This is a genomic window from Ruegeria sp. AH12 (genome assembly GCF_056541465.1).
The window spans coordinates 263,413-275,750 of record NZ_JBQFYL010000002.1; the positions used below are offsets into that span (position 1 = coordinate 263,413).

At 56.5% G+C, this 12,338-nt stretch carries 12 protein-coding genes; 7 read left to right on the top strand and 5 right to left on the bottom strand.

Annotated elements, in window-relative coordinates:
- Window positions 1-74: 74 nt before the first annotated feature.
- From dnaG to ACR0EL_RS05400, 3 genes are all read right to left on the bottom strand, one after another.
- Window positions 75-2,024 (bottom strand): DNA primase, encoded by a 1,950-nt coding sequence (gene dnaG / locus ACR0EL_RS05390; protein ID WP_480498774.1) that lies wholly within the window; start codon window positions 2,022-2,024, stop codon window positions 75-77.
- A gap of 78 nt (window positions 2,025-2,102) precedes the next feature.
- A complete protein-coding gene (locus ACR0EL_RS05395) occupies window positions 2,103-2,399 on the bottom strand; it encodes a hypothetical protein (protein WP_353007999.1) in 297 nt (98 codons plus the stop codon).
- 121 nt (window positions 2,400-2,520) lie between these two features.
- Window positions 2,521-3,951, bottom strand: a complete 1,431-nt coding sequence (locus ACR0EL_RS05400) for a Glu/Leu/Phe/Val family dehydrogenase (protein ID WP_480498775.1) — start codon at window positions 3,949-3,951, stop codon at window positions 2,521-2,523.
- Between the two features lie 426 nt (window positions 3,952-4,377).
- On the opposite strand from ACR0EL_RS05400, the gene ACR0EL_RS05405 reads away from it, so the two are divergent.
- The 3 genes from ACR0EL_RS05405 to ACR0EL_RS05415 are packed head-to-tail and all read left to right on the top strand — an operon-like array spanning window position 4,378 to window position 7,341.
- Window positions 4,378-6,177, top strand: a complete 1,800-nt coding sequence (locus tag ACR0EL_RS05405) for a Tad domain-containing protein (protein ID WP_480498776.1) — start codon at window positions 4,378-4,380, stop codon at window positions 6,175-6,177.
- Window positions 6,174-6,761, top strand: a complete 588-nt coding sequence (locus ACR0EL_RS05410) for a TadE/TadG family type IV pilus assembly protein (protein ID WP_480498777.1) — start codon at window positions 6,174-6,176, stop codon at window positions 6,759-6,761. Before ACR0EL_RS05405 ends, ACR0EL_RS05410 begins: the two co-directional genes overlap by 4 nt.
- Window positions 6,748-7,341 carry a TadE/TadG family type IV pilus assembly protein gene (locus ACR0EL_RS05415; protein WP_480498778.1) on the top strand — a complete coding sequence of 198 codons (594 nt, stop codon included), beginning with the start codon at window positions 6,748-6,750 and terminating at the stop codon, window positions 7,339-7,341. The genes ACR0EL_RS05410 and ACR0EL_RS05415 overlap by 14 nt, the downstream gene beginning before the upstream one ends.
- Here the strand turns inward: ACR0EL_RS05415 and ACR0EL_RS05420 are convergent.
- Window positions 7,338-7,814: a hypothetical protein gene (locus ACR0EL_RS05420; RefSeq protein WP_480498779.1), complete on the bottom strand. Its 477-nt coding sequence runs from the start codon at window positions 7,812-7,814 to the stop codon at window positions 7,338-7,340. The two genes, ACR0EL_RS05415 and ACR0EL_RS05420, sit on opposite strands and share 4 nt — an antisense overlap.
- Before the next feature lie 159 nt (window positions 7,815-7,973).
- Between ACR0EL_RS05420 and ACR0EL_RS05425 the strand changes: the two genes are divergently transcribed.
- Window positions 7,974-8,885, top strand: coding sequence for a pirin family protein (locus ACR0EL_RS05425; protein ID WP_480498780.1), 912 nt, complete (start codon window positions 7,974-7,976; stop codon window positions 8,883-8,885).
- Window positions 8,886-8,908: 23 nt separating this feature from the next.
- Here ACR0EL_RS05425 and ACR0EL_RS05430 read toward each other — a convergent pair whose 3' ends face one another.
- Entirely contained in the window at window positions 8,909-9,496 is a 588-nt protein-coding gene (locus ACR0EL_RS05430) for a TetR/AcrR family transcriptional regulator (protein WP_480498781.1), read from the bottom strand.
- Between the two features lie 98 nt (window positions 9,497-9,594).
- Between ACR0EL_RS05430 and ACR0EL_RS05435 the strand changes: the two genes are divergently transcribed.
- From ACR0EL_RS05435 to glpX, 3 genes are all read left to right on the top strand, one after another.
- Window positions 9,595-9,849, top strand: coding sequence for a hypothetical protein (locus ACR0EL_RS05435; RefSeq protein WP_480498782.1), 255 nt, complete (start codon window positions 9,595-9,597; stop codon window positions 9,847-9,849).
- A 118-nt stretch (window positions 9,850-9,967) separates the two neighbouring features.
- On the top strand, window positions 9,968-11,254 hold the full coding sequence (locus ACR0EL_RS05440; RefSeq protein WP_480498783.1) for a homoserine dehydrogenase: 1,287 nt from the start codon (window positions 9,968-9,970) through the stop codon (window positions 11,252-11,254).
- A 71-nt stretch (window positions 11,255-11,325) separates the two neighbouring features.
- The gene (gene glpX / locus ACR0EL_RS05445) at window positions 11,326-12,309 is read left to right on the top strand and encodes a class II fructose-bisphosphatase (RefSeq protein WP_480498784.1); all 984 of its coding nucleotides are present in this window, start codon (window positions 11,326-11,328) and stop codon (window positions 12,307-12,309) included.
- The last annotated feature ends 29 nt before the right edge of the window (window positions 12,310-12,338 follow it).

The following is a 12,338-nucleotide window of genomic DNA, read 5'->3' on the forward strand; positions in this document are numbered from 1 at the left end:
TCATTAGCGCGTGAAAGTGATTCGGCCACCCGTTTACCTGTTTTTCTTTTCCAGTGCTTTATGAAAACATCACTTTATCGACGTTTCCGCTCGAATTTGATCCCGGACATGATTGCCTCAAACGCGTCTTTCTCGTCGCGGTTGATTCGCGCGCCGTTGTCGGCAATGTCGAAAAGGGCTTTGTCCTCGTTTTGGCTGCGGCTTGCGCGGTTACGCTCTTCGGCGGCCTGACCCACCCGATACGTCAATGACTCGTCAGCCAAGTCGGACATCTCCTCGGTCGCTTCAGCAATCTCAGCATCCAGCCCCCGGAGCGCTTTGATCTTTGCGAGTTCTTCGGCCAGCGTCATCTGGGCCTTTTCAACGTCGCCTGGTTTGAACACACAGGGGATCACAGCGACATGGCGAAGGCCCAGAAGGTTTTCAAGGGGCTCAGACCCCAAAGTTTCGACGATGTGGTCTTTCAGGTTGTCGGGGTCGTTGATTGCATGGCGCAGAATGGCCTGACGCAGCGCCGCGTGATCGGGATCATGACAGTCCATGTCTTCCAGCTGCGCTTCGAACTGCACCACCACCCGGGGGTTCAGAATGGCGATAGCCAGAATGGCCGATTCGCGCAGGTGGATATCGGCATTGTCTGAGGACGCAAGGAACGACGATCTTGCACCCGCTGACGCAGGCTGTTTCGGCGGTTGCCATTTGCCGCGCGGTTGCCAGTTGCGGTTCTGCTGCTGACGCTGCGGACGGAACAGTTGCCAACGCAGGTCCTTGATTTCCTGCCCGTAGTGAGAGCGGATCGATGGGTCGCGGATCAGTTTGATCTTGTCGCGCAGCACCTTGTCCAATGCGGCCTTGCGCTCCGGGCTGTCAAAGACCTTGCCTTCGGTTTCACGCTGCCACAGCAACTTGACCATAGGAATGGCCCCATCCAGCACCTTTTGCACCGCCCCTGCCCCTTCGGCGTGTAATAGATCGTCTGGGTCTTTGCCCTCGGGCATCAGCGCAAATCGCAACGACTTACCCGCCTCAAGCAACGGCAGGGCCAGATCGACCGCACGCATCGCGGCACGCAGGCCCGCCGTATCCCCATCAAGCGCGATGATCGGTTCGTCCGAGATACGCCACAGCAAGTGCAGCTGATGTTCGGTGATCGCAGTACCCAGAGGGGCCACCGACGCGCCGAACCCGGCCTCGGCCAGCGCGATCACATCCATGTAGCCTTCGGCCACAATCAAAGACTGCCCCTTGCCCGCCGCTTGCCGCGCAGGGCCGTGGTTGTAGAGGCTGCGACCTTTGTCGAACAACGCAGTCTCGGGCGAATTCAGATACTTGGCGTTGTCATTCGGGTCCATCGCCCGACCGCCAAAAGCGATACACCGCCCACGCGGATCGCGGATCGGGTACATGATGCGGTTGCGGAACGTATCATAGGGCTTCTTGCCCTTGTTTGATGGTTTGGCCAGCCCGGAGTCCAGGATCAAATCCTCGGCTACGTTCTTTCCCCGCAGGTGATCCCACAGCGCTTGCCAGCCGTCAGGAGCGAACCCAATCTCCCACCGGTCCAACGCCTGTGCATCCAGCCCGCGACCGGACAAGTAATCGCGTGCCGAGCCACCTGCTCCGGTCTTCAGCTGTAAACGGAAGAACTGCACCGCCTGCTCCATCACCTCGGCCAGTTCTGCGCGGCGATCCTGCTTTTCCTGCGCTTTTGGATCGCGCTCGGGCATGGGCATCCCGGCCTCTTGCGCCAGTATTTCAACGGCTTCGATAAAGGATACGTTTTCAGTTTCCCTTACAAAGGTGATGGCGTCACCTTTGGCATGGCAACCAAAGCAGTAGTAGTACCCTTTCTGATCATCCACATGGAATGAGGCGGTTTTTTCATGATGGAACGGGCATGGCGCCCACATATCCCCTTTGCCCTGATTGGACTTGCGCTGATCCCACATGACCTTGCGCCCGACGACCTGAGACAGGCTGAGCCGGGTGCGCAATTCATCCAGAAATCCGGGGGGCAAAGACATCTATCAAACCTGCCAGAAATGAAAACGCGCGCCAAGGGGATGGCACGCTTTTCCACAGCGAAATGATCCGGCTGTGGATTATTGCTGCAGACAGAGCTCCAGCCAGGCCGCACCAAGGTCTTTTTTGCGAACATCGCGCATCTTCTGTTCATACACCCACGGCGTAATCAATGGGACGGCTGCATTGTAGTTTTCGGGCCAAGTGGGGCTGCTATCGGCGACCGCTTGTGGTACGTCTCGCTCTTTCACCCGATCAATCCGCGCTTGCTGGATCGCGGCCACTACGTCCGCCTGATACTGGCAGCTTTGTTCCTTGGTTTCTGCCGCAGCCAGAGGTGTGGCAAGAACGGCGGCAGCGATAGCGATACGCAACATTGGGGTCTCCGGGGAATCGTTGAATTGGACGCAGCTTAACCGCCCTTCATCGGACCTGCCATTGCCCATTTCGGGCAGACAGGAATGGGTGGGGCGAAACACCCGCCCCATCCAAATCGTATCAGAGACCTTTGGCCCTATAGCTGCTAGCCACGCGGTCAATCGCAACGATATAGGCGGCAGTTCGCAGATCCTCCACATCATCGCGGCTATGCCAGACTTCACGCATCGACTGGTAAGCAATCCGCATCGTGTCATCTAGGCCAGACCGGACGAGCTCCAGTTCATCCGCCCCTTTGAGATATTTGGTTTTGAAGTTCGGAGACATGGTCCAGGCGTCACCAAGATAGCGGTCCAGCCGCTCCAGCTCGCTGACGATCAGCTCATGCCGCGCTTCTTCCTGACGCCGCTGCATCCGACCAAAGCGAATATGGCTGAGGTTCTTGACCCACTCAAAATACGACACCGTCACACCACCGGCGTTGGCATACATGTCCGGAATGATCACCGTACCCTTCTTGCGCAGGATCTCATCCGCACCTGCGGTCACGGGGCCATTCGCGGCCTCAATGATCAGCGGGGCCTTGATGCGTTCAGCATTCTCAAGGTTGATCACGCCTTCCAAAGCCGCCGGGATCAGAATATCGCACTCCGCCTCAAGCACAGCGCCACCCTCGGCCGAATGCGTCGCATCTGGATAGTCTTTGACACCGCCGTGCTTGATGATCCACTGGCGCACCGCTTCGACATCAATGCCGTCGGGATTGTAGAGCGCGCCATCCCATTCGATGATACCCACAATGGTCGAGCCGTCTTCTTCGCTCAGGAATTTAGCGGCGTGATAACCCACATTGCCCAGCCCCTGTACCACAACGCGCTTGCCGTCCAGCTTACCGGACAGGCCCGCCTTGGCCACGTCTTCGGGATGACGGAAGAATTCACGCAACGCATATTGGATACCGCGCCCAGTGGCTTCGACACGCCCGGCGATCCCGCCAGCGTTCAAGGGCTTGCCTGTCACACAGGCCCGCGCATTGATATCGGTCGTGTTCATCCGTGCATATTGGTCGGCCATCCATGCCATCTCACGCTCGCCCGTGCCCATGTCAGGTGCGGGTACGTTCTGGGATGGGTTGATCAGGTCACGCTTAGCCAGTTCATAGGCGAAACGACGGGTGATCTGTTCCAACTCATGCTCTTCGTATTTTCTCGGATCGATGCAAAGCCCGCCTTTCGAACCACCAAACGGCGTTTCGACCAGCGCGCATTTATACGTCATCAGCGCCGCCAGCGCTTCAACCTCGTCCTGGTTCACCGCCAAAGCATAGCGAATACCGCCTTTCACTGGCTCCATATGCTCGGAATGAACCGAGCGATAGCCTGTGAAGGTATGGATGTCGCCCCGTAGGCGCACACCAAAGCGAACTGTGTAGGTGGCGTTACAGACCCGTATCTTCTCTTCCAGCCCCGGGGGCAAATCCATCAGGGACGCCGCCCTGTTGAACATCAGATCAACACTTTCACGAAAGCTGGGTTCTTTGATACCGGTCATAAAATCCTCCATACCGGGAACTGACAAACGTCATGACGTTTTGTCGCACCACTTGCAGCGGGCTGCAATCTTCAAGTGCACCTTTTTTCATCACTTTATGAACGCAGGATTACCGAGCCCGCCCCTGAGTCGGCCGGTTAAGACTTTTGGCCAAATTGTCCACATGGACGAAACAAAGCCTCACGACACCCCAAAACTGAGGCCGATTTTCATTCAATAATAGCATCATAGTGACGAAGGTGCCCAAATCTCGCCACGTTCCACGTCTAAAAATTTAAAGTTGGGAACGACTGGAATCAGTGTGCCTGACCGGTAGAGGAACGCGGTATGAAGATATTTAAAGCGAAGTCGATTCTGGGAAAATCAAAGCGAGCGGACGCGTGTCGTTTGCCGTCGCACAGTTTCGTCCGATCCGAAGATGGCACGATGACCATCTTTACCTTGGGCCTAATTATGGTCGTTTTTGCGGTCGGTGGTTTCGCGGTGGATATCCAGCGCTTTGATCATGAACGTGCACGACTGCAATATTCCCTAGACCGTGCGGTGCTTGCGGCCACCGATCTTCGGCAGGATCTTTGTCCGACCGTCGTTATCAAAGACTATCTCGAGAAAGAGAACCTGGGCCAATATCTGATCGAGGACGAAATTATTATTGAACCTGCCAATCTGTGTGGTTCGAGTGCCGTGACCATCGAAGGTTTCCGCCGTGTACAGGCGCGTGCGGAAATGGACGTGGCGATGCACTTCATGCAGTGGTGGGATGTAGACTACATCACGACCTCTGTATTCAGCGCGGCTGAAGAAGCCCTGGGCAATGTCGAAATCTCGATGGTTCTTGACGTTTCGGGCTCGATGAACAGCAACAGCCGACTGACGACCCTAAAGCTTGCCGCGCAGGAATTCGTGCAGGAAATGGTCGACAAATCCGAAGACGGCAAAATGTCGATCTCGATCGTCCCTTATGCGACCCAGGTTGCCCTGCCCGACTCGATGATGGACTATATCAGCACGTCTGGTGTGAACCCGCACGCGAACTGCATCAACTTTACCAGCAGCCAGTTCCAGGACGGCGAATTTGATCTGAACCTTGTCTATGATCGCACGCTGCACTTCACACCATGGTACACCTATGATCAGCGTTCAAAAGAGGGCGAAGTGCTGGTGTATAACGAAATCTGTGAGACCGATGAGAACCGTCAAGCAATGGTTTTCCAGAAAGACGCTGATCTTCTGAAAGACAAAATCGCGTCGTTCGAGGCGGCGGGCAACACATCGATTGACCTGGGCGTCAAGTGGGGCATGGCCTTGCTTGATGACAGTATGCAGCCCGTGATCGCCCAGATGGCAGCCGCCGGTGACGTACCAGCCGAGTTCGCCACGCGTCCAGACAACCCGCGCAGCGGCGACACGCTAAAAGTCATGATCCTGATGACAGATGGTGCGAACACAACTCAATATCTGACTAACTATCCTTATCGCGATGGGAAATCAGGCGTCTGGTGGAACGAAGGCCTTAAGGACTATGTATCCTACGCTGAGCTCGACGAAAACGATGAGATTACGATCGAGTTTGGCACCAACTATATCTGGCGCAATGTAGACATGATTGAATGGGATGAAGTGAAACGCTTCTACTGGGCCAGAGATCGGCTGCAACCCAGCGGTTATGGCAATACCATTGTTAACAATGCTACCCTTGAATATGAAAATGTAGATAGCGTGGAGGCGGCCGAGGCAGTTAATCCGGAAGGTAGCTACGTGCGTGGATTCATCCAATATCGCTGCCTTTCGATCTCCTCTTCCGGCGATTGCGTTAACTTTGACCGGGATACAAAGCAGGTCAAAACCTATCACGATCTGGATGTAGAGCCTTCGAAGCACCTAACTTGGCCTGATCTCTGGGAGCAGACCTCACGCCGTAAACTACGTGAGTATTTCCGCAACTATTATGGCTATAGCTGGGGAACCAATTTTTACAATGATGCTGTCTCTTCCAATGGCCGCAGTACTAAAGACCCGCGCGTAAGATCGATGTGCGATTATGCAAAAGATCAAATGGGTGTCGTGATCTTTACGATCTCTTTGGAGGCGCCATCCGCAGGCCGCGCTATCATGCAACACTGCAAAACAGCTGATGCGACTTACTACGAAGCTAACCCAGATGATCTGCCTGATGTCTTTGCTTCGATCACAGCCAGCATCCGGAATCTAAGGCTAACCCAATGATTAGGCGTCTGACCCAAAAACTGCGCCAGTTTCGCCGCAATGAAGATGGCATGGCCACGATCGAGTTTGTATTCTGGTTCCCAATCTTCATGATCACAACCTATTCAGGCGTCGAAATCGGCATCGTGGCCTACAACCACGCAAACCTCGAACGCGCCTTGGATGAAACCATCCAGGATGTACGCATGAACCGCATCGAGGTTTATGACCAAACCCCTGGCGCGCAGTGGACACATACTCTGTTGAAGCAAATCGTTTGTGATAAGGCCGGTGCCATCCCGAAATGCTTTGACAATCTGGCAATCGAAATGACCTCGATCGATCCCTTCGCAGCGAACACGGTTCTGAATGGCAGTTTTCAACAGCCTTATTGCGTTGACACCCCCGAAGACATTCGTGGCGGCGAAGATGATGAGCCGTTTTTTGATCTAGGTACGTCAGACAAGTTGATGATCATTCGAGCTTGCGCGGAAATCGATCCGCTATTTTTCGGGACCACTTTGGGCCGTTTGACCCGCTTTGATCCTATTGATGACCAGTATGAACTGCACGTAGCAACGGTGTTTGTCCATGAACCGTTTTAACATATCCCTGCCCCGTAACGCCACCAACTGGCTTGGTCGCTTTTGGCGTAAGGAAGACGGTGTGGTCAGCATCGAAGCTGTCATGGTCTTCCCACTTCTGTTCTGGTCGATGTGGACCTCCTACACATACTTCGACAGCTACAGGCAAAGCGCCATAAATCTTAAGGCCGCTTACGCGGTTGCGGATATTATTTCTCGTGAACACACGTCGATGTCGAAGCAATACATCACAAATATGTACGAGCTTCAAAAATTCCTAATCTCGGACCGTTCAGCGGTGTCCATGCGGATCTCCCTGGTCAAGTATGAGGCGGATAATGATCGTCATGTCGTAGAATGGACCTGCCCGCGCGGAGAGAGCTTTGAGAAACTGGACAATGCAACACTGTTTACCGAGTACAAAGACAGAATTCCCGTGATGGCTGACGGAGCGGTGATGATCCTTGTTGAAACAAAAGACTGGTACACGCGCCCGTTCAAGATCGGCTATGGGGATCATTCCTTTGCGATCAACAAGTTCATGTTCACACAGCCGCGCGGGCTCACCAATCTTAAGGTGGTCAATCCCGACGACTGCTAAGCCTCATCCCTTTCAAGTAACAGGGCCGAAAGTATCTCTGACATGAACTTGGCCTCAGAGGCGGCGGTCATGCCACCTACGCCAACGCGGCGTCCGAGGCGCCACCAAAGTCCCGGCGCCCAGCTGTTCGAGGTTTTTGCCCGCGTACGCACCAGAAACCCGTTCGAAGGTTTGAAGGCAAACACGCCCCGGTCGACAGCCTCAATCTCATCGACAAGCGCTATTAGGCGCCCTGCCCCGGTGCGCAGTTCCGTGCGCGTCAGCTCAATACGATCTTGGGTCGCCTGCCAGACACTATAGGCCAGCCACAGCGCCGCCCCACCGACAACAATCAAAAACACCTGCCAGACCAGCTCGGGCGGCGTCGACAGCGCGACATACAGAACCAAAACGCCAACCGTACCAAGCATAAGAACCCCGATCCAACGTCTTGGCGCTGAGGCCTCAATTGTGGCCAGTACTTCGTCCTGCATTCTTGTCTCCTGTCAGCCTGGGCCTTCGTTTATCCGCTTTCTTCGCTGAACAACAGGGGCTGAAACCTCTAAACAAAATCGCACAAAGCCGGTGAATCCGTGCGAATTGACCGCAACCAAGCGGAGGTTACATGCTGGGCAAAGGAATAGGAGGCACCCATGTCCCTGAGACCCACATTGGAAACTCGCAAAGCCATGCCCACAATGGAGGGCGCTGGCGTCAAACTACACCGCGCGTTCGGCTTTCAGGATCCGTCCGAGCTGGATCCGTTTCTGTTGTTTGATGACTTCCGCAACGAACGCCCACAGGACTATCAGGCCGGTTTTCCGTGGCATCCCCATCGCGGGATCGAAACTATCACCTATGTGCTGGCCGGAACGGTTGAGCATTCCGACTCGTTGGGCAATAGCGGCTCGCTAGGCGCAGGCGATGTGCAGTGGATGACCGCCGGGTCCGGTATTCTGCATCAGGAGATGCCACACGGAAACAGCACAGGCCAGATGCACGGTTTCCAGCTTTGGGGGAACCTGCCCTCGGCCCAGAAAATGACCGCGCCCCGCTATCAGGATTTGCAAAGCAAGGATATCCCCGAGGTCATCGATGATGACGGCACAATCGTGCGGGTGATTGTCGGAGAGTTCTGGGGCAAAACCGGCCCGGTGGATGGCATCGCGGCAGACCCTCAGTACTTGGACATACAGGTACCGGCCGGCGTGAAAAAAACCTTTCGCATAGACACCTATCGCCGTGCTTTTGCCTATGTCTTTCAAGGACAAGCTGCCTTTGCCTATGCGTCTCAGCCAACCGGCGTGTTACTCGAGAAAGAGGTTGCCGGGGAAGAGGTGAACATCCGCGATATGTCCGGGGATCGTACGCTGGTGCGCTTTGGCACAGGGGATGAGGTCACCGTTCAGGCCGGGCCTGAAGGTGTACGTTTTCTGCTGATATCCGGCGCGCCAATTGATGAGCCTGTCGCTTGGCACGGGCCCATTGTGATGAACACGCGGGCCGAGCTGGAACAGGCATTCAAAGAACTGCGCAACGGAACCTTCATTCGTCCGGCGCATTGATCAATGGGGCGGCCTGATCCCCGTCAGGCCGTCACCGCACGGCGCACCATGTCCCAATAGACCTGCTCGACCTCATCAAGCGACAAGCGCCCACCTGCGCGATACCACGTCATCACACCGTTCAGCATCGCAATAACAGCGAGTGTGGCGATCTTGGTGTCCGCAATGGCAAAAAGCCCGGCCTGCTGCCCATCACGCAGGATCTTTTCCACAGCGTTCTCGTAGCTTCGGCGCAAATCCTCAATCTCTGCAAAATTCTCAGGGGTCAGGTTGCGCAACTCCATATAAGCGATGAAAACCTCATCCGGGCGCTCCAGGTGGAAACGGATGTGGAAGCCGACAAAGCCACGCAATGCCTCTTGCGGATCAGAGGATGAATTCAACGCGGCATAGGCCTGTAACAGGTCCTGCATATGCTCACGCATCAGACGGAACAGCAGGCTCTGCTTATCCGGCGTATAGTTATACAGCGCCCCGGCCTGCACGCCGACCTCTTTGGCGATCTGGCGCATCGACACCGCCGCATAGCCGTGGCGGGCAAAAAGCCTGAGCGCCGCGCTGCGAATACGCGGGCCTGTGATGTCGGAATGAGAACCCTGGGTACGTGCCATGAGATATACCGTATCTGAACAAATGTTCAGATAGAAGCCCGCTTGAACCAATGCGTTAAAACGTGCATCACAGGATCACACTGTGACCGCGAGACCCTATGCCAACCAAAGCCCTATCGCTGCTGATCCTGACGCTGACCCTGACGGGCTGCGCAGATATTCCTGAGTTGGACGGCTCTGAGTCGCGTTCGGTGCAAAAGGCCGCTTATCCGCCCCTGATCCCGCTGCAGGACTCGCTTGGTACGCCAATTGATCCGGCCAGCCAAGCCACTGAGGTCGAGGAAGACCTAAACGCGCGCGCCGAAGCGCTCAGGAAAAAGGCCGAAGCGCTTCAAAACGCGCCAACCAACTGATACCCGAGGCCGTGGTGCCGCCGTGACGGATTGCACCCTCGGCCCGAACCCGCTAAGGCAGCGCTGACCGGATGAACGTCCGGTTTCAGAATAGATCGAGCGGAAAGGAACCCACGGAATGACACAGGCGCTGCGGCTTGGAATTGCGGGTTTGGGAACAGTTGGTGTGGGTGTCGTCAAGATCATCCGCCGCCATGCCGATCTGCTTGAGGCACGCACGGGACGTCGGATCGAAATCGTGGCTGTGGCCGCACGCGACCCGAACAAAGACCGTGGTGTGAACCTGTCCGACTATGCATGGGAGACCGATCCGGTCGCCTTGGCCCAGCGCGATGATATTGATGTCTATGTCGAGCTGATGGGCGGCGAAAACGGTCCGGCAAAAGCGTCGGTCGAGGCCGCTTTGGCCAGCGGCAAAGACGTCGTCACCGCAAACAAAGCCCTGCTGGCCATTCATGGTCAGGCGCTTGCCGAGCAAGCCGAAACTGCGGGCCGAGTGATCCGTTTTGAAGCGGCTGTTGCAGGTGGAATTCCCGTCATCAAATCCCTGACCGAGGGGCTGGCGGGCAATGAGATCACCCGCGTTATGGGCGTCATGAACGGCACCTGCAACTATATCCTAACCCGGATGCAGTCTCAGCGTCAGGGCTACAACACGCTGTTCGATGAATGTGCCGAACTGGGATATCTTGAGGCCGATCCGAACCTGGATGTGGGCGGCATCGATGCGGCGCATAAACTGGCGCTGCTGTCGTCAATTGCGTTTGGCACCAAACCGAATTTCGACGGGATCGAGATTGAAGGTATTCAACAGATCAGCCTGGATGACATAGATCAGGCGCATGACATGGGCTTTCGCATCAAACTGCTGGGGGTGGCGCAACGCACCGCGCGCGGTCTTGAACAGCGGATGCAGCCTTGCCTGGTCCCCAGCGACTCGCCGCTAGGGCAGCTGGAAGGCGGTACCAATATGGTTGTAATCGAAGGCGACGCAGTGGATCAGGTTGTCCTGCGCGGCCCCGGTGCCGGCGAAGGCCCAACCGCCAGCGCGGTGATGGGCGATGTCTGCGATCTGGCACGCGGCCTTCAGATTTCGACCTTTGGCCGACCCGCAAGCTCGCTTGAGGCCGCAACCCCGGCCGTCACCGGCCTGCCCGCGCCCTATTATCTGCGTCTGGCCCTGCTGGACAAACCCGGTGCGCTGGCCAAGATTGCCGCCATTCTGGGCGATGCGGGCGTCTCGATCGACCGGATGCGCCAATATGGGCACAGTGAAAGCACCGCACCGGTTCTGATCGTAACGCATAAGACAACGCGGGCGACATTGGACGTGGCCCTGGATGGGTTCCGGGCAACCGATGTTGTTGCGGGTGAGCCCGTCGCGCTGCGGATCGAACAGGTCTGACCCCTTGCAGCCTGCGCCTCGTGCAGGCTATGCCAGACGTAACGTCATTGCCGACCAAAGGAATACATCGCATGAACGCTGCCAAAACCGATTTTAACGACCGCCTGCTGTCATTGGGGCTTGCGCGTGTCGCAGAACAGGCAGCGCTTGCCTCGGCCTCGCTGGTGGGGCGCGGAGACGAGAAAGCCGCAGATCAGGCCGCCGTCAATGCGATGCGTGAACAGCTTAACCTGCTGGATATCGCAGGTGTCGTCGTTATTGGCGAAGGTGAGCGTGATGAGGCTCCGATGCTCTATATCGGTGAAGAGGTTGGCACCGGGAATGGCCCCGGCGTTGACATCGCGCTGGACCCGTTGGAAGGCACCACGCTGACCGCCAAGGACATGCCCAACGCGCTGACGGTCATCGCCATGGGCCCGCGCGGGTCGATGCTGCACGCACCCGACGTCTATATGGACAAGCTGGCCGTGGGTCCTGGCTATGACGAAGGCGTAGTCTCGCTGGACATGTCCCCGCGAGAGCGTGTGGAAGCCCTGGCCAAAGCCAAAAACTGTGAGCCCGCAGACATCACTGTCTGTATTCTGGAACGTCCGCGCCACGAGGCGATGATTGCCGAAGTCCGTGAAACCGGGGCTTCGATCCGTCTGATCACTGATGGCGATGTGGCTGGCGTGATGCATTGCGCCGAAAGCGAGACCACAGGGATCGACATGTATATGGGTCAAGGTGGCGCGCCCGAAGGTGTATTGGCCGCGGCCGCACTGAAATGTATGGGCGGTCAGATCTTCGGTCGTTTGTTGTTCCGCAACGACGACGAACGCGGTCGCGCCGCCAAGGCAGGCATCACTGACCTGGACCGCATCTACACCCGCGATGAGATGGTGACAGCGGATGTGATCTTTGCCGCAACAGGCGTAACCGGCGGATCGCTTCTGCCGCGTATCAAGCGCGAGCCAGGCTGGCTTGAGACAACAACCTTGCTGATGCGATCCAAAACCGGATCAGTGCGCCGCATGTCATACCGCACACCGATGTGGTCGCACGCCGACGCCTAAGCCGCTTGCGCCGCCACCTTCGGCAAGAG

What these genes read in the sequence shown, in the direction of transcription:
- ACR0EL_RS05420 (WP_480498779.1), bottom strand. Translation starts at nt 7,814, where the DNA reads ATGCAGGACGAAGTACTGGCCACAATTGAGGCCTCAGCGCCAAGACGT.
- ACR0EL_RS05415 (WP_480498778.1), top strand. Translation starts at nt 6,748, where the DNA reads ATGAACCGTTTTAACATATCCCTGCCCCGTAACGCCACCAACTGGCTT.
- ACR0EL_RS05410 (WP_480498777.1), top strand. Translation starts at nt 6,174, where the DNA reads ATGATTAGGCGTCTGACCCAAAAACTGCGCCAGTTTCGCCGCAATGAA.
- ACR0EL_RS05435 (WP_480498782.1), top strand. Translation starts at nt 9,595, where the DNA reads ATGCCAACCAAAGCCCTATCGCTGCTGATCCTGACGCTGACCCTGACG.
- ACR0EL_RS05405 (WP_480498776.1), top strand. Translation starts at nt 4,378, where the DNA reads ATGACCATCTTTACCTTGGGCCTAATTATGGTCGTTTTTGCGGTCGGT.
- ACR0EL_RS05425 (WP_480498780.1), top strand. Translation starts at nt 7,974, where the DNA reads ATGTCCCTGAGACCCACATTGGAAACTCGCAAAGCCATGCCCACAATG.
- ACR0EL_RS05440 (WP_480498783.1), top strand. Translation starts at nt 9,968, where the DNA reads ATGACACAGGCGCTGCGGCTTGGAATTGCGGGTTTGGGAACAGTTGGT.
- ACR0EL_RS05395 (WP_353007999.1), bottom strand. Translation starts at nt 2,399, where the DNA reads ATGTTGCGTATCGCTATCGCTGCCGCCGTTCTTGCCACACCTCTGGCT.
- glpX (WP_480498784.1), top strand. Translation starts at nt 11,326, where the DNA reads ATGAACGCTGCCAAAACCGATTTTAACGACCGCCTGCTGTCATTGGGG.
- dnaG (WP_480498774.1), bottom strand. Translation starts at nt 2,024, where the DNA reads ATGTCTTTGCCCCCCGGATTTCTGGATGAATTGCGCACCCGGCTCAGC.
- ACR0EL_RS05430 (WP_480498781.1), bottom strand. Translation starts at nt 9,496, where the DNA reads ATGGCACGTACCCAGGGTTCTCATTCCGACATCACAGGCCCGCGTATT.
- ACR0EL_RS05400 (WP_480498775.1), bottom strand. Translation starts at nt 3,951, where the DNA reads ATGACCGGTATCAAAGAACCCAGCTTTCGTGAAAGTGTTGATCTGATG.